Source organism: Cellulosimicrobium sp. CpK407 (assembly GCF_051844275.1).
In the GTDB taxonomy this organism is placed as follows: domain Bacteria; phylum Actinomycetota; class Actinomycetes; order Actinomycetales; family Cellulomonadaceae; genus Cellulosimicrobium; species Cellulosimicrobium cellulans_G.
The window spans coordinates 52,761-77,088 of the sequence record NZ_JBGNYC010000001.1 but is presented as its reverse complement, the minus strand read 5'-3'; the positions used below and the strand labels follow the sequence as shown (position 1 = coordinate 77,088).

21 protein-coding genes and 2 tRNA genes are annotated in these 24,328 nt (G+C 73.0%); 11 read left to right on the top strand and 12 right to left on the bottom strand.

What is annotated here, in order from left to right:
* The first annotated feature begins 22 nt into the window (after positions 1–22).
* On the top strand, positions 23–946 hold the full coding sequence (locus ABWU78_RS00340) for a NaeI family type II restriction endonuclease (protein ID WP_439157240.1): 924 nt from the start codon (positions 23–25) through the stop codon (positions 944–946).
* Here ABWU78_RS00340 and ABWU78_RS00335 read toward each other — a convergent pair.
* The 3 genes from ABWU78_RS00335 to lpdA all read right to left on the bottom strand — a co-directional run bounded on the left by ABWU78_RS00335 (position 909) and on the right by lpdA (position 4,531).
* Positions 909–2,075, bottom strand: coding sequence for a DNA cytosine methyltransferase (locus ABWU78_RS00335; protein WP_439157239.1), 1,167 nt, complete (start codon positions 2,073–2,075; stop codon positions 909–911). The genes ABWU78_RS00340 and ABWU78_RS00335 overlap by 38 nt on opposite strands.
* 110 nt (positions 2,076–2,185) lie before the next feature.
* Positions 2,186–2,512, bottom strand: a complete 327-nt coding sequence (locus tag ABWU78_RS00330; protein WP_439157238.1) for a hypothetical protein — start codon at positions 2,510–2,512, stop codon at positions 2,186–2,188.
* A 612-nt stretch (positions 2,513–3,124) separates the two neighbouring features.
* Entirely contained in the window at positions 3,125–4,531 is a 1,407-nt protein-coding gene (gene lpdA, locus ABWU78_RS00325) for a dihydrolipoyl dehydrogenase (RefSeq protein WP_439157237.1), read from the bottom strand.
* A 255-nt stretch (positions 4,532–4,786) separates the two neighbouring features.
* Between lpdA and ABWU78_RS00320 the strand changes: the two genes are divergently transcribed.
* From ABWU78_RS00320 to ABWU78_RS00305, 4 genes are all read left to right on the top strand, one after another.
* Complete coding sequence (locus ABWU78_RS00320; RefSeq protein ID WP_439157236.1) at positions 4,787–7,375, top strand: leucine--tRNA ligase; 2,589 nt, start codon at positions 4,787–4,789, stop codon at positions 7,373–7,375.
* Positions 7,376–7,554: 179 nt separating this feature from the next.
* Entirely contained in the window at positions 7,555–8,667 is a 1,113-nt protein-coding gene (locus ABWU78_RS00315; protein WP_353708862.1) for a DUF808 domain-containing protein, read from the top strand.
* Between the two features lie 36 nt (positions 8,668–8,703).
* Complete coding sequence (locus ABWU78_RS00310; RefSeq protein WP_353708861.1) at positions 8,704–10,011, top strand: hemolysin family protein; 1,308 nt, start codon at positions 8,704–8,706, stop codon at positions 10,009–10,011.
* A 94-nt stretch (positions 10,012–10,105) separates the two neighbouring features.
* Positions 10,106–11,014, top strand: coding sequence for an LLM class flavin-dependent oxidoreductase (locus tag ABWU78_RS00305; RefSeq protein WP_353708860.1), 909 nt, complete (start codon positions 10,106–10,108; stop codon positions 11,012–11,014).
* A gap of 201 nt (positions 11,015–11,215) precedes the next feature.
* On the opposite strand, the gene leuD is transcribed toward ABWU78_RS00305, so the two are convergent.
* Both leuD and leuC read right to left on the bottom strand, forming a co-directional pair.
* Entirely contained in the window at positions 11,216–11,851 is a 636-nt protein-coding gene (gene leuD / locus ABWU78_RS00300; RefSeq protein WP_087469387.1) for a 3-isopropylmalate dehydratase small subunit, read from the bottom strand.
* A gap of 57 nt (positions 11,852–11,908) precedes the next feature.
* Positions 11,909–13,390, bottom strand: coding sequence for a 3-isopropylmalate dehydratase large subunit (gene leuC, locus ABWU78_RS00295; protein ID WP_253050789.1), 1,482 nt, complete (start codon positions 13,388–13,390; stop codon positions 11,909–11,911).
* 160 nt (positions 13,391–13,550) lie between these two features.
* Here leuC and ABWU78_RS00290 point away from each other — a divergent pair, with 160 nt between their 5' ends.
* From ABWU78_RS00290 to ABWU78_RS00280, 3 genes are all read left to right on the top strand, one after another.
* Entirely contained in the window at positions 13,551–14,270 is a 720-nt protein-coding gene (locus ABWU78_RS00290; RefSeq protein ID WP_024840729.1) for an IclR family transcriptional regulator, read from the top strand.
* A gap of 207 nt (positions 14,271–14,477) precedes the next feature.
* Positions 14,478–14,645 carry a hypothetical protein gene (locus tag ABWU78_RS00285; RefSeq protein WP_167550992.1) on the top strand — a complete coding sequence of 56 codons (168 nt, stop codon included), beginning with the start codon at positions 14,478–14,480 and terminating at the stop codon, positions 14,643–14,645.
* A 2-nt stretch (positions 14,646–14,647) separates the two neighbouring features.
* Positions 14,648–15,628, top strand: coding sequence for a PH domain-containing protein (locus tag ABWU78_RS00280; RefSeq protein WP_439157235.1), 981 nt, complete (start codon positions 14,648–14,650; stop codon positions 15,626–15,628).
* A 198-nt stretch (positions 15,629–15,826) separates the two neighbouring features.
* On the opposite strand, the gene ABWU78_RS00275 is transcribed toward ABWU78_RS00280, so the two are convergent.
* Positions 15,827–15,899 (bottom strand) — tRNA-Glu (locus tag ABWU78_RS00275).
* A gap of 99 nt (positions 15,900–15,998) precedes the next feature.
* A tRNA-Gln gene (locus tag ABWU78_RS00270) sits at positions 15,999–16,070 on the bottom strand.
* Positions 16,071–16,270: 200 nt separating this feature from the next.
* Here ABWU78_RS00270 and ABWU78_RS00265 point away from each other — a divergent pair.
* Entirely contained in the window at positions 16,271–17,047 is a 777-nt protein-coding gene (locus ABWU78_RS00265) for a class I SAM-dependent methyltransferase (RefSeq protein ID WP_253050532.1), read from the top strand.
* Positions 17,044–17,694 carry a hypothetical protein gene (locus ABWU78_RS00260; protein ID WP_253050534.1) on the top strand — a complete coding sequence of 217 codons (651 nt, stop codon included), beginning with the start codon at positions 17,044–17,046 and terminating at the stop codon, positions 17,692–17,694. The genes ABWU78_RS00265 and ABWU78_RS00260 overlap by 4 nt, the downstream gene beginning before the upstream one ends.
* Before the next feature lie 29 nt (positions 17,695–17,723).
* Here the strand turns inward: ABWU78_RS00260 and ABWU78_RS00255 are convergent, their stop codons facing one another.
* Entirely contained in the window at positions 17,724–18,650 is a 927-nt protein-coding gene (locus tag ABWU78_RS00255) for a LysR family transcriptional regulator (protein ID WP_439157234.1), read from the bottom strand.
* Between the two features lie 70 nt (positions 18,651–18,720).
* Here ABWU78_RS00255 and ABWU78_RS00250 point away from each other — a divergent pair, with 70 nt between their 5' ends.
* Complete coding sequence (locus ABWU78_RS00250; protein ID WP_253050538.1) at positions 18,721–19,899, top strand: YeiH family protein; 1,179 nt, start codon at positions 18,721–18,723, stop codon at positions 19,897–19,899.
* A gap of 125 nt (positions 19,900–20,024) precedes the next feature.
* Here the strand turns inward: ABWU78_RS00250 and ABWU78_RS00245 are convergent, their stop codons facing one another.
* The 4 genes from ABWU78_RS00245 to ABWU78_RS00230 all read right to left on the bottom strand — a co-directional run bounded on the left by ABWU78_RS00245 (position 20,025) and on the right by ABWU78_RS00230 (position 24,202).
* Positions 20,025–20,825: an HAD family hydrolase gene (locus tag ABWU78_RS00245; RefSeq protein WP_439157233.1), complete on the bottom strand. Its 801-nt coding sequence runs from the start codon at positions 20,823–20,825 to the stop codon at positions 20,025–20,027.
* Positions 20,822–22,324, bottom strand: coding sequence for a glutamate--tRNA ligase (gltX, locus tag ABWU78_RS00240; RefSeq protein ID WP_439157232.1), 1,503 nt, complete (start codon positions 22,322–22,324; stop codon positions 20,822–20,824). Before gltX ends, ABWU78_RS00245 begins: the two co-directional genes overlap by 4 nt.
* Positions 22,325–22,469: 145 nt before the next feature.
* Entirely contained in the window at positions 22,470–23,252 is a 783-nt protein-coding gene (locus tag ABWU78_RS00235) for a fumarylacetoacetate hydrolase family protein (protein ID WP_439157231.1), read from the bottom strand.
* Positions 23,253–23,311: 59 nt separating this feature from the next.
* Complete coding sequence (locus tag ABWU78_RS00230; RefSeq protein WP_253050546.1) at positions 23,312–24,202, bottom strand: methyltransferase domain-containing protein; 891 nt, start codon at positions 24,200–24,202, stop codon at positions 23,312–23,314.
* Positions 24,203–24,328 lie beyond the last annotated feature (126 nt).

Genomic DNA, 24,328 nt, shown 5'->3' with positions numbered 1-24,328 from the left:
CAAATCCGATACGGTCCGTGACGTGACAGATCCTGCACCGAAACCGACGCTGCCTGCACCAGGACGCGTCTGCACACCGGATCCGCGGCCCGGACGGACGCGTGAGCCACACATTCTCGTTGCCCCGGAGGACGACGATGAGCTCCAGCAGGTCTACGCCTGGCTGATGCCCTCGCCCGTTGAGCGCGCGTTCACGCGCGCAGTCGACGACGCCATCAAGTACGTCCTCGACGGCTCCAGGACCGGCCGGTTCGACCTGATGAGCCCAGACGTCGACTCGGACGAACGCGCCTCTGTGGGCACGAAGTTGCAGTACCGAATCCTCAACGAGCTGAAGCTGGTGAAGGAACCCCCGCTCGACACGACGATCCTCGGGATCCCTGTCGAACTGAAGGCGACAGTCAGATCGAACTGGATGATCCCGACGGAAGGCCAGTGCGAGATCTGCCTGCTCGTCCAGGTCGACGCTGCGCGCGCGAGATACCGCGCCTTCCTGATGCGGACGCATCGCGCGTGGCTGCGCGACGGCGCCAACAAGGATGGGAAGCGGGGTGTAATGAGCGCGGCACTTGCTGCGTTTGCCCTCCCAGTCCTCGACTGGACGCCGCTCCCGCCTGAGCCGCTCAAACGGCTCACCCGACCCCAGCTCGACATCGTGTTCGCTCCGCGCGTCGGCCAGACGGAGCGACTGACGGCACTGTTCGGCTACCTGCCCGACATCGTCGTGCCGAGGTCCTCGATCGAGACCGTGTGCGCAGGCAACCGCGATCCGATGCGGCGCGCCCGCCAGGCCAAGCCACTCGTCGCCGAGCGACATGGCCTGACCCTGCTCTGCGGGACGTGGCGAGAGGATCTCGAACTCGCAGCGTCGCGCGGCTTTGACATCTCCGGCGACGCGTGGGTGGCACTTACGCCGGAGGCTCTTGAACGTCCAGGAATGGCCTGATCTGGCGAGCGATCGCGCGAGCGAGCCCGCTGGGCACGGCGTTCCCGATCTGGCGAGCAATCTGGATCTTCGTACCGACCCACTTGAAGTCCTTCGGAAAGTCCTGGATGAGTGATGCCTCGTAGTGCGTGATCACGCGATCCACACTGCGGACCGGGTCACCCTGGACCTTGCCCTCGTATCCGTGATCCTGGACACGCGCCCGCTCCCACTGCGGGTGCAAGTACTGCCCCTTCTCCGGCTTGTAGAACTCGGTACGGATCGTCACCGACGGTGCGTCCCAGCGACCTCGGCCCATGACGTCGGTCGTCCCGGTGGGCTTGTCCTGCCAGCAGCGCGGCTGGAGCTCATACGGAAGGTCGAACCTGCCGCCGCCCGGCGGAACGAATGAGTAGCGCCGGAGGCTCTCGGGCCTCGGGTTCCTCTTGATGTGAAGATCGAGCTCAGAGAACGGTCCCGGCATGAGTTCGCCGCTGAACTCCCACTTGCGGTCGGCGCCCTTGGGAAGCTCGGTCGACGCAGGGTCGACGGGCAGGTGGCCGATCACGTCGCGGAGCGTCCGCCATGGCCTGAGCCCGCTCCCCCCCGCCGGCTTCTGCGCGTGTGTCGGGGTCGGCATCTCGATACGGCCGATCCGGGAGCCGATGACGATCGTTCGCTTCCGTCGCTGGGCAACGCCGTAGTCGGCGGCGTTGAGCACCGCGTGCGTGATCTCGTAGTCCTTGAGCGCACCATGCTCCTGCTCGGAGAGGAGCATCTGGAACTCGGGGCTCTTCGAGAACCGGTCCACGTTCTCGATCACGAAGACCTCCGGCTTCGCAGCGCCCACGAAGCGCAGGTACTCCCGCCACAGTTGGTTGCGCGGATCGTTGATGTCCTTGAGCCCGAGGTTGCTGAATCCTTGGCACGGAGGCCCGCCGATGATGACACGCGCTCGCGGAATCTCCTCCGTCGGCACCTCGGCAATGTCGCCGGCGATGACGTGGTCGTCCCCGAAGTTGGCGGCGTACGTCGCCGCGGCCGCCTTGTCCCACTCGACCGCAAGAAGCGGCTCAAAGCCCTCCTCCACGAACCCCTGCGTCATGCCACCGCAGCCTGCGAAGAGGTCGATCATGGGGATGCCGGTCATGCGAGAGATAGTACGGGGAGGGACTGACACGCTGGGATCGACGCGCCCGGGCGAGCCCTTCCAGCGTTGCCCGCGAGCGCGGCCCTCCCGGACCGTCTTCACGACGGCGGTCACCGCTCCGCCCTCGACGTCAGCCGCCGGAACCCGCGCCAGGCGCCCATGAGTGGCCACAGGACGACTCCGCAGGCGAACTTCAGCGCGTCGATGGACGCGATGACGATCGCGAGTCGGAGCCAGCCGTTGGTCTCGGCGGCGGGTAGCCCGTCGAGCCACATGGCGATGCCGGCGTAGACGAAGTAGAGGGCGATGGACAGGGGCCAGGCGTAGCGCAGGTGGCCGGGCCAGCGCATCCATCTGGCGATGATGTTGGTGGGGAACCAGGTCTGCGAGAAGTTCATGTAGGCGGTCGCAAGGGCGAGCGAGAGCTGAAAGGCCACGGCGGTCTCCTCCTCTGGTGGAACTGCCGCCCGGACGTGGCGGCGTGCTGCCACGGTGCGCACACCTGGGTGTTCGGTGGGGACACGGCCGGGACGCCTGTGCACGACGGGGTTCGCATTGTTGTCATCGCACTCGTTGTCCACAGGCGTCGGGGTCGGGAGGTTTTGCACAGCCCTCCGATCCGGCCCCACCGCGACGGCGTATGCGCTGCCACGCTGTGCGGCATGTGTGCGCTCCGCACTGCGCTGCTCCCGACCACGCACGTGCGTCCCCCTTGGTGAGGAACGTCAGCGGCTTGTCGTCCTCGGTCCGCGCGGAGTACGACTTCGCGTCAGGGCCTTGTACCGCGCCTGCCATCGCCTGGAGGGCAAGCGCCGAAGGCTCCCCCACGCTTCCCTGCGTTGCCGCGCGGTCGCCGGCTCCTTCATCTCGCCACCTCTTGGTCGTCCCCGTCGTGCCACCCCCGTGCCATAGCGGGTGGACGTTCAGGGGTCCTTCTGTCTTCAGGTGTCCACGTCGAACCAGAGACAGAAAGAGGCCCGGACCTGCGGGAACTCGCAGATCCGGGCCTCTGACCAGGCGAGTCGGGTGTGTCCGAATCGCCGGAGGAACTAGAAGTTGATCATGTGCCCCGCGAGGCCGTGGATCGACTCCTGGACGGCCTCGGACAGCGTCGGGTGGGTGTGGACGTTGCGCGCGACCTCGTTGACCGTGAGGTCCCACTTCTGCGCGAGCGTGAGCTCGGGCAGCATCTCGGAGACGTCGGGGCCGATGAGGTGGCCGCCGAGCAGCTCGCCGTAGGTCTCGTCGGAGATGAGCTTGACGAAGCCGACCGGGTCGCCGAGGCCGTGCGCCTTGCCGTTCGCCATGAACGGGAAGGTCGCGACCTTGACCTGGTAGCCCTCGTCGCGCGCCTGCTGCTCGGTGAGGCCGAAGCTCGCGACCTGCGGCTGGCAGAACGTCGCGCGCGGCATCATGCGGTAGTCGCCGAGCGTGAGGGTCTCGGCGCCGCCGATGGTCTCGGCCGCGACGACGCCCTGCGCCTCGGCGACGTGCGCGAGCATGAGCTTCGCGGTGACGTCGCCGATGGCGTAGATGTGCTCGACGTTGGTGCGCATGACGTCGTCGATCGCGATGGCGCCGCGCTCGGTGAGCTGGACGCCGGTGTTCTCCAGGCCGAAGCCCTCGACGTTGGGCGCGAAGCCGACGGCCATGAGGACCTTCTCGACGACGAGCTCGCCCGGCTTGTCGTCCTTGACGCCCTTGTAGGTGACCGTGACGCCGTTCGCGCCGTTGTCGGTGACCGTCTGGACGGCGGTCGACGTGAGCAGGTTGACGCCGAGCTTCTTGTACTGCTTGGCGATCTCCTTCGACACGTCGGCGTCCTCGTTGGGCAGCGCGCGGTCGAGGAACTCGATGATCGTCACGTCCACGCCGTAGTTCTTGAGGACGTAGGCGAACTCCATGCCGATCGCGCCGGCGCCGACGATGGCGATGGAGCGGGGCAGGTCGCGCGTGAGGATCTGCTTCTCGTACGTGACGACGTTCTCGGACAGCTCGACGCCCGGGAGCAGGCGCACCTTCGAGCCGGTCGCGATGATGACGTTGTCGAACGTCACCTGGTCGGTCGAGCCGTCGGCGAGCTTCACGTCGAGCGTGTGCGCGTCGCGGAACGTGCCGCGGCCGTCGTACTCGGTGATCTTGTTCTTCTTCATGAGGAAGTGCACGCCCTTGACGCGCCCCTCCGCGACGGTGCGCGAGCGGTCGAACGCCGCGCCGAAGTCGAAGCTGACCTCTCCGGAGATGCCGAAGGTCTTCGCGTCGTGCTGGAAGATGTGCGCGAGCTCGGCGTTGCGCAGGAGCGCCTTGGACGGGATGCAGCCCACGTTGAGGCACACCCCACCCCAGTACTTCTCCTCCACGACCGCGACCGACAGGCCCAGCTGGGCTGCACGGATCGCGGCCACGTAACCACCGGGACCTGCACCGAGGACGACGACGTCGTAGTGGGATGCCATGGCGTCCAGCCTAATGGCGCGGGATCGGCCGTGGCGCGCCCGCGCGGGCGACGTCCGCCACACCCGCGGGCCCGGGAGGGTTGACCCTGCGCCGTCGGGCAGGTCACGATGTCCGGGATGCGACACCTGCGGCTCCTCCTTCGCCGGCCGCGCTGAGCCCGCCGGGCGGGCACGCTCAGCGCGGCGATGCCCGCGCGTCCCCACGGACCGGGCGAGTGCCCGACGACGAAGCCCACCTTCTCGAGGAGCCTCCCCGTGGACGCCGCACACCCACCCCAACCCTCCGTACCCCCGTCTCCCCCGTCGACCCGCGAGATCGAGGACCGCTGGCAGCGGCACTGGGCCGAGCACGGGACGTTCCGCGCGCGCGACGACGGCGCGCGACCGCGCCGCTACCTGCTGACGATGTTCCCGTACCCCTCGGGCGACCTGCACATGGGTCACGCCGAGGTGTTCGCCCTGGAGGACGTCGTCGCGCGGTACTGGCGCCTGCGCGGGTACGACGTGCTCAACCCGATCGGCTGGGACTCGTTCGGGCTCCCCGCCGAGAACGCGGCGATCCGCCGAGGCGAGAACCCCGCGGTCTTCACCGAGACCAACATCGCGACGCAGGCCGCGACGGCGCACCGGTACGGCGTGTCGTTCGACTGGTCGCGACGCCTGGAGACCCACCGCCCGGAGTACTACCGCTGGACGCAGTGGCTGTTCCTGCGGCTGCTGGAGCGCGGCCTCGCCTACCGCACCACGGCCCCCGTGAACTGGTGCCCCGCGGACCGGACGGTGCTCGCCAACGAGCAGGTCGTGGGCGGGCGGTGCGAGCGGTGCGGGGCGGCCGTCGTGCAGCGCGAGCTCACGCAGTGGTTCGTGCGCGTCACCGCGTACGCCGACCGGCTGCTCGACGACATGGACGCGCTCGAGGGCGCGTGGCCCGCCCGCGTCCTGACGATGCAGCGGAACTGGATCGGGCGCAGCACGGGCGCGCGCGTGCGCTTCGCGGTCGTGCCCGACAGCGGCCCCCGCGCCGCCGCGAGCGCCTCGCCCGGGCCGGGCGCACGCCCCAAGCACGTCGAGGTGTTCACGACGCGCCCCGACACCCTGCCCGGCGCGACGTTCGTCGCCGTCGCGCCGGACGGACCGCTCGCGGCGGTGCTGTGCGCGCCGGAGCACGCGGAGGCGCTCGCGCGGCACCGGGAGGCCGCGCTGGCCTCCGGGGAGATCGAGCGGACGAACGCGCAGCGCACGAGCGCCGGGACGTTCCTGGGTGCGTGGGTGCGCCACCCGGTGACGGACGAGCGGCTGCCCGTCTGGGCGGCAGACCACGTGCTGCCCGGCTACGGGACGGGCGCGGTCATGGGCGTACCCGTACACGACGACCGCGACGCGCGCTTCGCCGCCGCCCACGGCCTGCCCGCGGGGTCGGGCGAGACGTGGCCCGACGTCGACGACGCGATCACACGGCTGGAGGCCGACGGCGCGGGCGAGCGCGCGACGTCGTACCGGCTGCGGGACTGGCTGGTCTCGCGCCAGCGCTACTGGGGCGCCCCGGTGCCGGTCGTGCACTGCCCGGCGTGCGGCGTCGTGCCGGTCCCCGACGACGAGCTGCCCGTGCGGCTGCCGGACCTGGCCGGCGACGACCTGCTCCCCCGCGGGCGCTCCCCCCTCGCGTCGCCCGCCGCCGCCGCGTGGCGGCGCGTGCCGTGCCCGCGCTGCGGCGCGGACGCGGAGCGGGACCCGGACACGCTCGACACGTTCGTCGACTCGTCCTGGTACTTCCTGCGGTACTGCTCGCCGGGCGACGACGGCCCGCCCGGCGACGCCCCGTTCCGGCCCGGGGACGCGCGGCGGTGGATGCCCGCGGCGCAGTACGTGGGCGGCGTCGAGCACGCGATCCTGCACCTGCTGTACAGCAGGTTCGTCACGAAGTTCCTGCACGACGAGGGCTGGGTGGACGTCGTCGAGCCGTTCGCGACGCTGCTCAACCAGGGGCAGGTCCTCAACGGTGGTCGGGCGATGAGCAAGTCGCTCGGCAACGGCGTCGACCTGGGCGAGCAGCTCGACCGGCACGGCGCCGACGCGGTCCGCCTCGCGATGGTGTTCGCGGGGCCGCCCGAGGACGACGTGGACTGGGCGGACGTCGACCCCGGCGCCATGCGACGCTTCTGCGCGCGCGTGCTGCGGCTGGCCGACGCCGTCGGCCCGGCCGTGGGGTCGGCCGGAGGCTCGGTCGTCGGGCCGGCCGGAGGCTCGGTCGTCGGGCCGGGCGCACGGTCGGGCGCGGCGACCCACGACGCCTCGCTCGCCGGGGTGGCGCCCGGGTCGCGCGCGCACGACCTGCGCCGTGCGACCCACACGACCGTGCACGAGGCGGAGGACCTGCTCGGCCGGAGCCGGTTCAACGTGGTCGTCGCGCGCGTCATGGAGCTCGTCACCGCCGCGCGGCGGGCGTCCGACGCGGGCCCGGCGCCGGGCGAGCCCGACGCGCCGCACCGGGCGGCCGTGCGCGAGGCTGCCGAGGTCGTCGCGGTGCTGCTGAGCCTGTTCGCCCCGCACACCGCCGAGGAGGCCTGGCACCGGCTGGGCCGCGATCCCTCGGTCGCCGACGCGACCTGGCCCGTCGCGGACCCGGCGCTCCTCGTCGCCGACGAGGTCGAGGCGGTCGTCCAGGTCGACGGGAAGGTCCGCGGCCGGGTGCGGGTGCCCGCGGACGTCGACGAGCGCACGCTGCACGACCTCGCGCTCGCGTCGACCGGCGTCGCGCGGGCGACTGCCGGGCGCGAGGTCGTGCGCGTCGTCGTGCGCGCGCCGCACCTCGTGAACGTCGTGACCCGCCCCACGGCGCGCTGAGCACGGTCGGCGCCCGCGTCCCGACGGGACCGGGCGCCGACCCCGTGCCGGGCGCCGCCGGGCGACGGTGGGCGAGCGCGACGCCGCGGGGCCCGCACTCGCTACGATGCTGCCGCCGCGTCCACTCGACCAGCGGGCCCGTGCGCGGCGACGCGGGCCGGCGCACGGAGCACCTCCCCATGGCCTTCGGACTCGCTGCCCTCCTGGACGACATCGCGGCGTTCGCCAAGCTCGCCGCCGCGTCGATCGACGACGTCGGCGCCGCCGCCGGGCGCGCGAGCGCCAAGGCGACGGGCGTCGTCATCGACGACACCGCCGTCACGCCGCGCTACGTCGAAGGCCTCGCCGCGAAGCGCGAGCTGCCGGTCGTTAAGCGCATCGCCACGGGGTCGCTGCGCAACAAGCTGCTGTTCATCCTCCCGGCGATCCTGCTGCTGAGCCAGTTCCTGCCCCAGCTGCTCACGCCGCTGCTCATGCTCGGCGGGACGTACCTCGCGTTCGAGGGCGCCGAGAAGGTGTGGGAGCTCGTCTCGGGCAGGCACCACGCCGAGGTCGAGACGAAGGCCGAGAAGAAGGCCGTCGACGAGGACTCCGTGGTGTCGAGCGCGGTGCGCACCGACTTCATCCTCAGCGCGGAGATCATGGTCATCGCGCTCAACGAGGTCGCCTCGGAGGCCTTCTGGTCGCGCCTGATCATCCTCGTGATCGTCGCGGTGCTCATCACGGTCCTCGTGTACGGGGTCGTGGGGCTCATCGTGAAGATGGACGACATCGGCCTGCACCTCGCGCGGCGCGACACACCCTGGGTCCAGTCGTTCGGTCGCGGGCTCGTCGGCGCGATGCCCAAGGTCATGTCCGTCATCTCGTTCGTCGGCATCATCGCGATGCTCTGGGTCGGTGGCCACATCCTGCTCCAGGGCGCCTACGACCTCGGCTGGCACGGCCCGTACGACGTCGTGCACCACCTCGAGCACGCGGTCACCGGCGTCGCGGGCGTGGGCGGGTTCCTCGGCTGGCTCGTCAACACGGCGTGCTCGGCGGTCGTCGGCATCGTCGTGGGTGGCGTCGTCGTCCTCGTGGCGCACGTCGTCCCGCGCCGCAAGCACGCCGAGCCGGCCACCGCCGAGGGCACGACCGACGCGACCGACGACGCGACGGCCGGGACGGCGACCGGGGCCGCCGCACCGGCGGCCGAGCCGCAGGGCTCCGCCCCGGCCGATGCAGACCAGGCCGATCCCGAGCCGACCGACCCCGAGCCCACGGACCCCGGCCGGAGCCCCACCGACCGCTGATCCCACGTCGGGCCGGGCGGCCTGCTTGGATGGAGCATGGACTCCGGTACCTGGGCCAACATCGGCCTCGTGCTGCTCTTCATCCTCGTCGGCGGTGTGTTCGCCGGCACCGAGATCGCGCTCGTCTCGCTGCGCGAGAGCCAGGTCGCACGGCTCGAGAAGCAGTCCGCGCGCGGCGCGCGGGTCGCGGCCGTCGCGCGCGACCCCAACCGGTTCCTCGCCGCCGTGCAGATCGGCGTCACCGTCGCGGGGTTCTTCTCGGCCGCGTACGGCGCCTCGACGCTCGCCCCTGACCTCGCGCCGTCGCTCGAGAGCCTCGGGCTGTCGAGCGGGCTCGCGGACACGGTCGCGCTCGTCGGGCTGACGCTCGTCATCGCGTACCTCTCGCTCGTGCTCGGGGAGCTCGTGCCCAAGCGCATCGCGCTCCAGCGCTCGGCGGGGGTCGCGCTCGTCGTCGCGCCGCCGCTCGACCGGTTCGCGACCCTCATGCGGCCCGTCATCTGGCTGCTGTCGCGCTCGACCGACGGCGTCGTGCGCCTGCTCGGCGGCGACCCGTCGGCGCGCAGCGAGGAGATGAGCGAGGAGGAGCTGCGCGAGATCGTGCTCGCGCACGAGTCGCTGCCGGAGGACGAGCGCCGCATCCTCGACGACGTGTTCCAGGCGGGCGACCGGTCGCTCGCCGAGGCCATGACCCCGCGCGGCGAGGTCGCGTTCCTGCGCGCCGACACGACGCTCGCCGACGCCGCGGAGACCGTCGCGGCGGGCCCGTACTCGCGCTACCCCGTGACCGGGGACGACTTCGACGACGTCGTCGGGTTCCTCCACGTCCGCGACCTCCTCGGGCGCGACTGCCCCGACCACCCGGCCACCGACCCGGTGACGGGGCGCGCCCTCGCGGTGCGCGACGTCGTCCGCCCGATCCTCGCCCTGCCCGCGACGAACACCGTGCTCCCCGCGATGTCGCAGATGCGCCGCGAGGGCGTGCACATCGCCGTCGTCGTGGACGAGTACGGCGGGACCGACGGGATCGTCACGCTCGAGGACCTCGTCGAGGAGCTCGTGGGCGACATCCGCGACGAGTACGACCCCGACGAGCCCTCCCCGGCGCGCGAGCACGGCACCGCGACGAGCGTCGACGCCGGCCAGACGATCGAGGAGTTCGCGCGGCGCACCGGCGTCGAGCTGCCCGACGGTCCCTACGAGACGGTCGCCGGGTACGTCGTCGCGCAGCTCGGCCGGCTGGCGACGGTGGGCGACCACGTCGACGTCGACGACCGCCGTCTCACCGTGACCGACGTCGCCCGCCGCCGCATCGTCCGCCTCGACGTCACCCCGCTCCCCTGAGTGCTGGGGACTCGTCGTCGCTGGCGCCCGGAGACGACGCCTACCCAGCACTCGACGGGCTCGGGTGTGGGTGGCGGGGCGTAGCGTCCTCGGGATGAGCGCAGCGACGGAGACAGGGTCGGAGATCAAGGTCGGGGTGGTCGGGAGCTTCGGCTCCGCGGCCCAGGTGCTGGACATGGCGGTCGGCGCCGAGGAGTCCGGCTGGGACGGGTTCTTCTCGTGGGACGGGCTGAGCCTGCTGTCGATGCCCGTCGACACGTTCGACCCGTGGGCGGTGCTCGCCGCAGCGGCGGTCCGGACCGAGCGCATCGCGCTCGGGGCGATGGTCTTCGCCCTCCCGCGCCGCCGGCCGTGGGAGGTCGTGCGGCAGGCGCTCACCGTGGACCACCTGTCGGGCGGACGCCTGGTCCTGCCCGTCGGCGTGGGCGTGCTCGACGACGGCGGCTTCTCCGCCGTCCCGGGCCAGCCCCAGTCCCTGCGTGAGCGCGCGGAGCTGCTCGACGACGCGATCGCGTACCTCGACCGCGCCTGGTCGGGCGAGAAGTTCACCTTCGACGGCACGCACGTGCACGCGGGCGAGATGCTGTTCCTCCCCCGACCCGTGGAGCGCCCGGTCGTCGGGCACCACGTGCCGGTGTGGCCCGTGGGCGTCTGGGACGCCGAGCGCCCGCCGCTGCGCTCGCTCGACCGCACGCTGCGCGCGGACGGGATCGTGCTGCAGCTCCGCGGCGAGCGCGGCTTCGACGTCCCCACGCACGACGACGTCTCCGCCCTGGTCGCCTGGCTCACCACGCGCCGTGCGGAGCTGGGCCTCGACGCGGGCCGCCCGTTCGACGTCGTCGTCCAGGGCGAGCTCCCGTCCGACCGTTCGGCAGCGGCGGACCAGCTCGCCGGCCTCGCCGACGCGGGCGCCACCTGGTGGGTCGAGTCCCGCTGGAACCCCGAGACCGCGACCCCGGAGTCCCTCCTCGACGCCATCCACCAGGGCCCACCCCGCCCCTGAGGAGGCGAGGCGCCGACGGTGCGAGTCGCCGTCGTCCCCGATCAGTCCGCGCGAGTGACGTGTCGGCGACACGACCACGGGCGGGGTCTGGGGAGGTGACGACGGGTCGTGGTGGGCCTGGCGGGAGCGGGGCGAGGAACGAGCCCCGCGGATGGTAGACCCGTCGTCACCTCCCCAGAGCCCGCCCCCGAGCCAGGAAGGTCAGACCGGCCGAGCAGCCTCGATCTCGACCTTCGGCAGCGTCTTCGCGGGCAGCGTCTTGGGCCGCCACGACGCCCGCGTCGCCTCGAACGCGGAGATCTCGTCCTCGTGCTGGAGGGTCAGGCCGATGTCGTCCAGACCCTCCATGAGGCGCCAGCGCGTGTAGTCGTCGATCTGGAACGGCACGGTGACGTCCTGCGCGGACGCGGTGCGGTTGACGAGGTCCACGGTCACCTCGGTGCCGGGGTTGGTCTCGAGGATCTTCCAGAGGAGCTCGATGTCCTCCTGCGCGACGATGCCCGCGACGAGGCCCTGCTTGCCGGAGTTGCCGCGGAAGATGTCGGCGAAGCGCGACGCGAGGACGACGCGGAAGCCGTAGTCCTTGAGCGCCCAGACGGCGTGCTCGCGCGACGAGCCGGTGCCGAAGTCGGGTCCGGCGACGAGCACGGAGCCCGCGCGGTAGGCGTCCTGGTTGAGGACGAACGTGGGGTCACCGCGCCAGGCGGCGAACAGCGCGTCCTCGAACCCCGTGCGCGTCACGCGCTTGAGGTAGACGGCGGGGATGATCTGGTCGGTGTCGACGTTGCTGCGGCGCAGCGGGACGCCGACGCCGGTGTGGGTCGTGAACTTCTCCATGGCAGGAACCTCTTCGAGTATTCGGGCGACGAGTGGGGCAGCAGCGCGGCGCGGGGCTCAGACCTGCACGAGGACGCGCGGGTCGAGCGGCGCGAGCGGCGTGCCGTCGAAGGACGTGATGTCGGTGCCCTCGGGCAGGTCGAGGTCGCTCAGCGAGGAGAGCGTCCCGCGCAGCGCGGTGGCGGCGGCGACGAGCGGCGACACGAGGTGCGTGCGGCCGCCCTTGCCCTGGCGCCCCTCGAAGTTGCGGTTCGACGTCGAGGCGGCGCGCTCGCCCGGCTGGAGCTGGTCGGGGTTCATGCCGAGACACATCGAGCAGCCGGCGTTGCGCCACTCCGCGCCGAAGTCGAGGAAGATCTTGTCGAGGCCCTCGGCCTCGGCCTGGAGGCGCACGCGCGCGGAGGCCGGGACGACGAGGACGCGCACGCCGTCGGCCTTCTGCTTGCCCTGGACGACCTTCGCGACCGAGCGCAGGTCCTCGATGCGGCCGTTGGTGCACGACCCGATGAACACGGTGTCGACGGGGATCTCGCGCAGCGGCTGGCCGGGCGTGAGGCCCATGTACTCGATCGCGCGCTCGGCGGCGACGCGCTCGTTCTCGTCCGCGATCTCCTCGGGGACGGGCACGGTCGCGGAGATGGGCAGGCCCTGGCCGGGGTTGGTGCCCCACGTGACGAAGGGCTCCAGGTCGGACGCGCGGAGCGTGACCTCGGTGTCGAAGACGGCGTCGTCGTCGGAGCGCAGCGTGCGCCAGTACTCGACGGCCGCGTCCCAGTCGGCGCCCTCGGGCGCGTGCGGGCGGCCCTTGAGGTACTCGAACGTCGTGTCGTCCGGGGCGATCATGCCGGCACGTGCGCCCGCCTCGATCGACATGTTGCAGATCGTCATCCGCGCCTCCATGGAGAGCTTGCGGATGGCCTCGCCGCGGTACTCCAGGACGTAGCCCTGGCCGCCGCCGGTGCCGATCTTGGCGATGATCGCGAGGATGATGTCCTTGCTCGTCGCGCCGGGCGGCAGCTCGCCGTCGACGTTGATCGCCATCGTCTTGAAGGGCGCGAGCGGGAGCGTCTGCGTGGCGAGCACGTGCTCGACCTCGGACGTGCCGATGCCGAACGCGAGCGCGCCGAACGCGCCGTGCGTCGAGGTGTGCGAGTCGCCGCACACGACCGTCAGACCCGGCATGGTGAGGCCGAGCTGCGGCCCGACCTGGTGCACGATGCCCTGGTCGGCGTCGCCGAGCGAGTGGATGCGGACGCCGAACTCGCGCGCGTTGTTGCGCAGCGTGTCGATCTGCGTGCGGCTCGTGAGGTCCGCGATCGGCAGGTCGATGTCGAGCGTCGGGGTGTTGTGGTCCTCGGTCGCGATCGTGAGGTCGGGACGGCGGACCGGGCGGCCCGCGAGGCGCAGCCCCTCGAACGCCTGGGGGCTGGTGACCTCGTGCACGAGGTGGAGGTCGATGTAGAGGAGGTCGGGCGACCCGTCGGTGCCTCGTCGCACCAGGTGCGCGTCCCAGACCTTCTCCGCCAGCGTGCCGGCCATGTAGCTCATCTCCTCGTCGTCTGTCACGGTGCTCCTGGGGGTCTGGAGAACCGTCTGGGTCGATCGTCCGTCGTCCGGCAGCCTGCCGGGGAGAACGTCCAGCGGGTGGAACATCTCCGCCGGACTTGCATCTCAGTGCGTGAGACGTCAATATCGACCTATGGACAATACTAGCGGAGTCGGAGTGCTGGACAAGGCGGCCTCCGTCCTGGGCGCCCTGGAGTCCGGACCAGCCACCCTCGCCCAGCTCGTCACGGCCACCGGCCTGGCTCGCCCGACCGCGCACCGCCTCGCGGTCGCGCTCGAGCACCACCGCATGGTGGCGCGCGACATGCAGGGCCGGTTCGTCCTCGGCCCGCGGCTCAACGAGCTCGCTACTGCCGCCGGCGAGGACCGCCTGCTCGCCGCCGCGAACCCCGTGCTCACCGCCCTGCGCGACCACACGGGCGAGAGCGCCCAGCTCTACCGCCGCCAGGGCGACCACCGCATCTGCGTCGCGGCCGCCGAGCGTCCGGTCGGCCTGCGCGACTCGATCCCGGTCGGCGCCACGCTCACGATGAACGCGGGCTCCGCGGCGCAGATCCTGCTCGCGTGGGAGGAGCCGGACCGCCTCCACCGCGGCCTGCGCGAGGCCGTCTTCACGGCCACGATCCTCTCGGGCGTCCGACGCCGCGGCTGGGCCCAGTCCGTCTCCGAGCGCGAGCTCGGCGTCGCCTCGGTCTCCGCTCCCGTGCGCGGGCCGTCCGGCCGCGTCGTCGCGGCGGTCTCCATCTCCGGTCCGGTCGAGCGCCTGAGCCGTCAGCCCGGCCGCCTGCACTCCGGCTCGGTCGTGGCCGCGGCGAACCGCCTCACCGAGGTGCTGCGTCGCGCGGGCGAGTAACAGGGACGCGCCGAACCCGGGGACGCGGCCGGGTTCGCGACGGATCCGGCGATAGCCCCGGGTTCGGCGCGCCGCGGGCGGCAAACGGGACGTGCCCTGTCAAAATGTCACCGGCTGCTGCCATGCTGTGCGTGCCCCGGCGCCGGACGGTGCGGTGGCGGCAGGGGGCGCACCTGACCGTCCGAACCCGAGACACGAGGAGTCCCGATGCATCCCAAGGTGAAGATGACCCTGATCTGGGTGCTCGTGATCTTCGCCGTCTACGCAGTCATCAGGAGCCCCGACCGCGCCGCCGACATCGTCGAGGGCATCTGGGACGTCATCCTCGGTGCCTTCAGCTCCATCGGCCAGTTCTTCAACTCGCTCCTGGACTGACCGTGGCCCGCGGCCGTCCCCGGAGCCGGATCCTCGACCGCTACGTGCTCAGCGGCGAGCGGGTCGTGGTGGCCACGCGCCACCACTGGGGGATGCTGCTCGAGCCGGTCGTGACCACCGTCGCGGGCGCGTTCCTCGTCGCGTGGCTGGTCGTGCGCGCGGGGCCGGCCGTCGGCGACGGCGTGCTGTTCCTGTGGTGGCTGTGGCTGATCCTCGCCGGGCGCCTGGTGTGGAAGGTCTTCGAGTGGCGCAACGAGTGGTTCGTCGCCACCGACAAGCGCCTGCTCCTGCTGTACGGCCTCATCACGCACAAGGTCGCGATGATGCCGCTCACCAAGGTCACCGACATGAACTACGGGCGCTCGCCCGTCGGGCGCGTCTTCGGCTACGGGCAGTTCCTCCTGGAGTCCGCCGGACAGGACCAGGCGCTGCGCCAGATCGACTGGGTCTCCCACCCTGACGCGACGTACCGCCTCCTGTGCGACACGCTCTTCACGCCCGGGAGCCGCCCCGGCGCGGGACCGAGCGGCTCCGGAACGGCACAGGGCGGCACCCAGGGAGCCGCCCCGGCGTCGATCCCGCCGCCGGGCCCGCGCCCTCCCCAGCCGGCCGAGCCGGCGCCCGTCGAGCCCGCCCCCGCGTGGGACGGCCGCAGCCCGGCCCAGACCCTGCCCCCCGTCCCCGCGCCCCCACCCGCCGACCAGCACGTGGTCGTCGTCCCCGGGCGCGCGGCCGGCGAGTCGAGCGGGCCGACGCAGCCCATCCCGGTCGCGGGGCCGTCGGAGGCGGCTCAGGGCGCCGCGGGACGCAGGGACGGGTGGCTCGGCGGCGAGCACCCCGCGGAGCCTCATGACGACGAGCCCGGCTGGGCGGTCTCCGGGGAGCACCGGGCGACCTACGTGCCGGTCATCCACCCGCGCCCCACGCCGACGCCGATCCCGAAGCCCTACGAGCCCGGCCCGGGTCGCGACGGCGCGCCCTGACGACACCTCGACGAGCTCACGAGCGCGGGCTGACGGTTCCGTCGTGCCCAGCACGGCGATCACGCGTCCCCACCGAGGGCCGCGACCTTCGTCACACGGCGCGTGCGAGCACCACGACACGTCGCGTCGAGCACTGCTCACGCTTCTCCGAGCATGACAAAGGCCCGGTCACCGTGATGGTGACCGGGCCTTTCTCTGTACCCCCAACGGGATTTGAACCCGTGTTACCGCCGTGAGAGGGCGACGTCCTAGGCCGCTAGACGATGGGGGCCTGTGGATCCTCGTACCGTTTCCGGTCCGTTTCTCCGTCGAGAACTCTACCTCATGTTTCGCGCGGTCTTGACCACGCGATCCGAGCCGGAGCTCTTCGCTGGGGTACCAGGACTCGAACCTAGACTAAGTGAACCAGAATCACTCGTGCTGCCAATTACACCATACCCCAAGGGGGTAACCAGCCACCGTCGAGGAGCCGTTTCGACGAGTCGAGACTCGTCCCCTGGCTCCCTCCCGTGGAGGTCCCACCGGCCGAGAACATTACCGGACATGGGGACGCGGACCAAATGCGACCCGCACCGTGGAGGTCCGGTACGCACGGGCACCTCCGGGTCGACGCGCGGCGCCGCCGTCTGGCACCGTCGGGGCATGAGCACAGGAGACTCCCCCGATCCCGGCTCGCGTGCCGACCGCGCCGCGTCGTTCGAGCAGGGGGCCGCCCAGTACGCGTCCACACGGCCCTCCTACCCGGACGAGGCGGTCGACTGGCTCCTGCCCGACGGCGCGCGGCGCGTCCTCGACCTCGCCGCGGGCACCGGGAAGCTCACCGAGCGGCTCGTCGCCCGCGGGCTGGACGTCGTCGCCGTCGAGCCCTCGGACGCGATGCGCGCGCGCCTCACGGAGTCCGTGCCGGACGCACGGGCGCTGCCCGGCTCGGCCGAGGCGATCCCGCTCCCCGACGCGAGCGTCGACGCCGTGCTCGTCGCGCAGGCCTGGCACTGGTTCTCCCCCGCCGCCCAGCCCGAGATCGCGCGCGTGCTGCGCCCCGGCGGGCGCCTCGGCATCGTGTGGAACGTGCGGGACAGCGCGGTCGACTGGGTCGGCCGGTTCACGGAGATCATCCACCGTGGCGACACCCTCGAGCGCAGCTACCGCGAGCCCGTCCTCGCCGAGCAGCTCTTCACCCCGCCCGACCACCGCACGGTGCCGTGGGCCGACCGTGTCCCGACGTCGTCGCTCCGCCCGCTCGCCGCGTCGCGCAGCTACCTGCTGACGCTCCCCGACGCGCGCCGCGAGGAGCTGCTCGGCGAGATCGACGAGCTCGTCGCGACCCACCCGGACCTCGCGGGGCGCGACCGGGTGGACCTCCCGTACCTCGCCGAGTGCTGGCGGGCCGACGTGCTCGCCGCCCCGGGCAGCGCGTGAGCACGCGCCCGGGCCGCGCCGGCCACCGCACCCCGGAGGCCGTCACCGGCGACGACGTCCGGACGGCGGCGCGCTGGCTCGCGGACCACCTCGTCCGGCACCCCGCCTCGGCGTTCGACGCGCAGGCCGGCCCGGTGCGGTGGTCGTGCTGGACGACGGCGGAGCACGTCGTGGACGACCTGCTCGCCTACGCCCTCCAGCTCGCCGCGCTCCCGCGCCTCGCGTACGTCCCGCTCGTCGGCCCGCGCGGGGAGGACGAGATCGCGCACGTCGACCGTGCGGCCGGGACGGCGGGCCTGGCCGAGGCGCTGCTCGGCGGCGGCGAGCTCCTCGCGACGCTCGCCGAGACCCGTCCGGCGGCAGCGCGCGCCTATCACCCCTACGGGACCTCCGACGCCGCGGGGTTCGCGGCGATGGGGGTCGCCGAGGTCCTCGTGCACGGCCACGACGTCGTGCTCGGGCTCGCGGGCGAGCACGTGCCGTTCCCCGCGGGCCTCGCGCCGCGGGTCCTCGCACGCCTCTTCCCGGACGTCGACCCGGGAGCGGAGGAGGACCCCGACCTCCTGCTCCTGTGGGCGACCGGGCGCGGCGAGCTCCCCGGCAGGCCCCACCGCACGCGCTGGCGCTGGGACGCGTCGGTGCGCTGACGGACCTCGTCGCGCCCGCGGGGCCAGGGTCAGCCCGACGAGACGGCCGCCGCGGCGGCGATGCGGCGCGCGGCGGACGAGAGCGCGGTGCCGTCCTTCCACACCATGCGCAGGCGACGGTCGAGCTCGAGCCCCGGGACGGCGACCCGCACCAGTGCGCCGCGCGCGACGTCGTCGGCGACGGCGAGGCTCGACAGGACCGCGACGGCACCGCCGTGCTGCACGGCGGTCTTCAGCGCCGCCGTCGAGCCGAGGTAGGGCAGGTGGTCGGGCAGGCGCTCGCCGACCGCCGCGAGGCCGCGCTCGAGCGTCTCGCGCGTGCCCGACCCGCGCTCGCGCACGACGAGACCGCCCGTGAGCAGCTCGTCGACCCGCAGCGCGCTCCGCCGTGCCCACCGGTGCGCCGGCCCGACGACCACGACGAGCCGGTCGTGCGCGACGGTGCGGCTGCGCAGCCCGCGGCGCAGCGTCGCGCTCTCGACGAAGCCCAGCTCGACGGCGCCGTCGAGGACGAGGTCGGTCACCTCGCGCGAGTTGCGCACCACGAGCTCGACGTCCGGCGCTCCCCCGCCGGGGCCGGATCCCTCGAGCGCCAGGCGCGCGAGCCAGCGGGGAGCCAGGTACTCGGCGACCGTGAGGCTCGCCGCGACGCGGACCCGGGCGGCCGGGGCGTCGCGCAGCGCGGCGACCGACGTCTCGAAGCGGTCCGACGCCTCGATCACCTCGCGCGCCCACGCGGCGGTCGCGCGGCCCGTCTCCGTGAGCCGGGAGCCGCGCGTCGTGCGCTCGAGGAGCTCGAGCCCGAGGCGGCGCTCCAGCGCGCGCAGGCCTGCCGACGCCGTCGGCTGGGCGACCCCGAGCGCCCGCGCCGCAGCGCTGATCGAGCCGTGCGAGTCGGTCGCGACGAGCAGCTCGAGCGCGGAGAGCGAGGTCCGGTCGCGAGAGGTGTGGGCCATAGGACCACTCTATGGGTTGCGAGGCAGATCGCCCTTCCGCGGCGTCGCCGCACGCAGCAGGCTCGTGAGCATGGCACCTCCCGCACCCCGCACGGCCCGCACCGCACCACCTCCCGTCGCGACGGCGAGCGCGTCCCGCCGCGCCGCGGGCTCCCGTGCGCTGCTGCCCGGGCTCGTGCTGGTCGCCGGGGCGACGGTCCTCGTGCTGCTCGGGGCGCGGCTCGTCCCGACGGTCTCCCCGCTCGTCGTCGCGCTCGTGCTCGGCGCGCTCGTCGCACCGGTCCTGGGCCGGGTGGGCAGGACCCGGCGCGGCGGAGCCACCGTCGCGGCGACCCGGCCCGGGGTCGCGTGGACGTCCCGCGTCGTCCTGCGCACCGGCGTCGTGCTGCTCGGCTTCCAGCTCTCGGTCCCCGAGGTCCTCGCGCTGGGCTGGCGCGGGCTCGTGGTCGTCACGACGACCCTCCTCGTCACCTTCACGGGCACGCTCGCCCTCGGTCGCGCGCTGCGGGTTTCGCGAGTCACCTCGCTGCTCGTCGCGACCGGGTTCTCGGTGTGCGGGGCCGCGGCGATCTCGGCGATGCAGGGCGTCGTCGCCGGTCCGGGACGCACCCCCGGGCAGGTCCGCGAGGACGACGACGGCGTCGCCGCGTCCCTCGCGCTCGTCACCGTCTACGGCACGCTCGCGATCGTCGCGCTGCCCTGGCTGGCGTCGGTGGTGGGGCTGAGCGACGACCAGGCCGGGCTCTGGATCGGCGCGAGCGTGCAGGAGGTCGCGCAGGTCGTCACGGCCGCCGGGACCATCTCGGACCCCGCCCTCGCGACCGCCACGGTCGCCAAGCTCGCGCGCGTCGCCCTCCTCGCCCCGCTCGTCACCGTCGCAGGCGTCGTCGTGGCCCGCGGGGCCCGGCGCGCGGCCGTCGCCCGGGTCGGCTCCACCGGCGCCGTCCACGGCGACGCCTCGGGGACGACGGCGCACGCGACCCCACCGCGGGTCGCGCCGGTGCCGTGGTTCGTCGTCGGGTTCGTGGCCGCGGTGGCGCTGCGCAGCCTGGGCGTCGTGCCGGCGCCCCTGCTCGCCGCGCTCGCGACCGCGACGACGCTCGCGTTCGTCGCCGCCATGTTCGCGCTCGGGCTCGGCGTGGACGTCCCGTACCTGCTGCGCACGGGGCGGCGCGCGCTCGTCCTCGGAGGCCTCTCGGCGCTCCTCGTCACGACGACGGCCCTCGTCGGCGTCCTGCTCCTCACCTGACAGGTCCCCGTCGGCGGAGGACCTGGTCACGCGAGCGAGAACCGTGGTGGCGCGAGGTAGAGCCCTGGTAACGCGAGGTAGAGCCCTGGTCATTGACCAGGGCTCTACCTCGGCGGACCAGGGCTCTACCTCGGCGTGGAGGCCTCGGCGCGGGCGTGGACGGCGATGCCGAGGGTCGCGGGCAGGTCGACCAGGGTGTGGACCACGTGCACGCCCGACGCGCGGGCCGACGTCGGGTCCTCCGGGTGCGGGCCGCCGCGGCGCGTGCCGGGTCGGTCGAGCCAGACCCCGACGAGGCCGGCCGCGAGCGCGGCGCGCGCGTCGACGTCGAGCTCGTCGCCTACGTACGCCGTGCGGGCCGGGTCGGTCCCGAGCCGGCGGCACGCCTCGGCGAACACGCGCGGGTCGGGCTTGCCGAACCCGAGCGTGTCCACCCCGACGAGCAGCGGGACGTCGGGCAGGCCCGCGGCCGCGAGCTTGCGGGTCTGCAGCTCGACGCGCGCGTTCGTCAGGGACCCCACGCGGACCCCCGCCGCGACGAGCGCGTCCACGACCGGGCGCGCGTCCTCGAACCCTGCCCACGAGGCCTCGAACGTGCCCCAGAAGAGGTCCTTCCAGTCCACGTACGCGGCGTCGTCGAGCAGCTCGCCGCCGAACGTCGCCTGGAGCTCGTTGGCCCGCGCCATGCGCTGCGCGTCGAAGTCGACCTCGCCGCGCGTGTACGCGCGGTAGTGCCCGTTCGGGTCGGCGCGCCACAGCGCGAGGACCTCGTCGTACCGGCTCTCGGGCAGGTGCGGGAGCCACACGCGCGACGCCGCGGCGATCGCCTCCGCGAACGCGGCGCGCGTGTCGACGAGCGTGTCGTCGACGTCGAACAGGACGCCCTCGAGGGGCGCGGCGACCGCCGAGAGGTCGCGATCGGTCACAGTGCGTCCCGCAGGCGCACGAGGCGCTCCAAGGTCGAGCTCTTGCCGAGCAGCTCCATGGACTCGAACAGCGGCGGCGAGACGCGGCGGCCCGTGAGCGCGACGCGCAGCGGCGTGAACGCGAAACGCGGCTTGACGCCCATGCCCTCGACGATCGCGTCGCGCAGGCGCTCCTCGATGGCCGCCGTGACGAACTCGCCGTCCTGCAGCACGTCGAGCGCGGCGATCGCGGCGGCGAGGATGTCCTTCGCGTCCTCGCGCAGGGCGCCGCGCGCGTCCTCCTCGACCGTGAGCGCGTCGTCGGCCGTGAAGAGGAAGCCGAGCATCCCGACCGACTCCCCGAGCAGCACCATGCGCTCCTGGACCAACGGCGCCGCCGCGGTGAGGATCTCCTGGTTGCGGGGCGACAGGTCGGCGAACGAGTCCGCCGGGACGAGCCCGCCCGCGTGCAGGTACGGGACGAGGCGGTCGCGGAAGTCCTCCGGCGCGAGCAGGCGCACGTGCGTCGCGTTGATCGCCTCGGCCTTCTTGAGGTCGAAGCGCGCCGGGTTGGGCAGCACGTCGTGGACGTCGAACGCCTCGACCAGCTCGGTGACGGTGAAGATGTCGTGGTCCGGCGAGATGGACCAGCCGAGCAGCGCGAGGTAGTTGAGCAGGCCCTCGGGCGTGAAGCCGCGCTCGCGGTGCAGGAACAGGTTGGACTCGGGGTCGCGCTTGGAGAGCTTCTTGTTGCCCTCGCCCATGACGTACGGCAGGTGGCCGAACTCCGGCATCACCTGCGCGACGCCGATCTCCAGCAGCGCCCGGTACAGCGCGATCTGGCGCGGCGTGGAGGACAGCAGGTCCTCGCCGCGCAGCACGTGCGTGATGCCCATGAGCGCGTCGTCGACCGGGTTGACGAGCGTGTAGAGCGGCTGGCCGTTGCCGCGCACGAGCGCGTAGTCCGGGACCGAGCCCGCCTTGAACGTGATCTCGCCGCGGACGAGGTCGGTGAACGTGATGTCCTCGTCCGGCATGCGCAGGCGCAGCACGGGCTCGCGGCCCTCGGCGCGGAACGCGGCCTTCTGCTCGTCCGTGAGGGTGCGGTCGAAGTTGTCGTACCCCTTGGTCTTCACGCCTGCGGCGGCGTTGCGCGCGTCGGACTCCTCGGGGGTCGAGAACGACTCGTACACGTACCCGCCCTCGACGAGCCGCGCGATGACGTCCTGGTAGATGTCCGCGCGCTGCGACTGCCGGTACGGCTCGTGCGGGCCACCCACCTCGACGCCCTCGTCCCAGTCGAGCCCGAGCCAGCGCAGCGCGTCGAGGAGCTGCTGGTAGCTCTCCTCGCTGTCGCGCGCGGCGTCGGTGTCCTCGATGCGGAACACGAACGTGCCGCCCGTGTGCCGCGCGTAGGCCCAGTTGAACAGCGCGGTGCGGATGAGCCCGACGTGCGGCGTCCCGGTCGGGGACGGGCAGAAGCGGACGCGGACGGGCGAGGAACCAGGTGCGGGGATCACGGTGCCCAGCGTAGTTGCCCGACGCCGTGCGTCGCCCGGGCGTCCGGCGTCACCCGCGTCGTCGTCTCAGTCCGGCGCGGCACACGGCACGACGGCGCCCCGGCCCCTCCGCGCACGACCGTACGACCCGGGGCGCGTCCCAGGGTCAGTGGCGTCGGACGACCGGGTTGCTCAGGACGCCGATGCCCTCGACCTCGCACTCGACGCGGTCGCCCACGTCGACCAGGCCGACGCCGGCGGGCGTGCCGGTGAGGATGACGTCGCCGGGCAGGAGGGTCATCGCCTCGGAGATGTACGACACCAGGAAGGGGACGTCGAAGATCATGTCGCTCGTGCGGCCGTCCTGCTTCACCTCGCCGTTGACGCGGCTGCGCACGCCGACGTCCTCGGGGTTCAGGTCGGTGTCGATCCAGGGGCCGAGCGGGCACGACGAGTCGAAGCCCTTGGCGCGGGCCCACTGCCCGTCGGTGCGCTGGGCGTCGCGCGCCGTGACGTCGTTCGCGACGGTGTACCCGAGCACGTACCCGGGCGCGGCCTCGGGCGAGACGTCCTTGGCGAGCCGGCCGATGACGACCGCGAGCTCGGCCTCGTAGGAGACCTCCTGCGAGAAGTCGGGCAGGACGATCGGGTCGTCCGGGCCGACGACCGAGGTGTTCGGCTTGAGGAACAGCAGCGGGCTCGTCGGGACGTCGTTGCCCATCTCCCTCGCGTGGTCGGCGTAGTTACGGCCCACGGCGACGACCTTGGAGCGCGGGATCACCGGCGCCAGCAGCCGGACGCCGTCGCCCAGCTCGATGCGCTCGCCCGTCGGCGTGACCGGCATGTAGAGGGGGTCGCCCGTGAGGACCGCGAGGTACGTGCGATCCCCCTCCTGCTGGACGAGGGCGTAGCGGGGGTCGTCTCCGGTGGTGAATCTCGCGATGCGCACGGGCCCAGGCTATCCGGCCTGCGCCCGCGCGACCGCGCGGGACCGTGGCACGACCGTGCTCACGCGCGGGCGAGGACCTCGCCGTTGAGGACCGCGAACCAGCCCGCGGGCTCCTCGGCCCAGCGCAGCCAGTCCTGCGCGAGCTGTTCGAGCGCGACGTCGTCCGCGAGCGCCGACTCCTTCGCCTGCACCGCGAAGTTCGACGCGACGCAGCGCTCGGCCCAGAGCCCGCCCCACCAGGTGCGGTCGGCCGGGGTCGCGTAGCACCACGTGCTCGCGCTGGGCACGATGCCGTCGAGGTCGAACCCGGCGTCCTGCACCCAGGAGAACAGGCGACGACCGGCGTCGGCCTCGAACCCGTACGCGTGCGTGACCTCGTGGTAGAGCGTGTTCCACTCGGTCAGGCCAGGGGACTCGGGGTACCAGGTCATGGCGGCATAGTCGGCGTCGCGCACGGCGACGAGCCCGCCGGGCTTGGCGACGCGCTTCATCTCGCGCAGCGCGGCGATCGGGTCGGACAGGTGCTGGAGGAGCTGGTGCGCGTAGACGACGTCGAACGTGCCGTCGGCGAACGGCAGCTCGTACGCGTTCGCGTGCTGGAAGGTGATGTTCGCGGTGCCGCGCTGGGCGGCGAGCTCGCGCGCGCTCTCGAGGACGGCCTCGGACGCGTCGACCCCGACGACGCGTCCCCCGGCCACGCGGTCGGCGAGGTCGACGGTGACCGTCGCCGGGCCGCAGCCCACGTCGAGGACGCTCATGCCCGCCCGCAGGTGCGGCAGGAGGAACCCGGCCGAGTTCTCGGCGGTGCGCCACCGGTGCGAGCGCAGCACGGACTCGTGGTGCCCGTGCGTGTACGACTCGGACTCCTGCGCGGGGTCGCTCCCGGCCCCGGTGGGGGCGTCGGCGTGGTGCTCGGCGGCCGCGTCGGCGCCGTGGGGGGTGTGCGTCATACCCGCACCGTAGGCCGGACGTGCATCGTTCTCGACCCCGTTCTCACACTCTGGGCGCGCGGTCCGCGCGGGGTCGCACCGCCGTCCGCTCCGGCGTGGCGGCCGGGTGGGAGCGCGCCCGCGCGC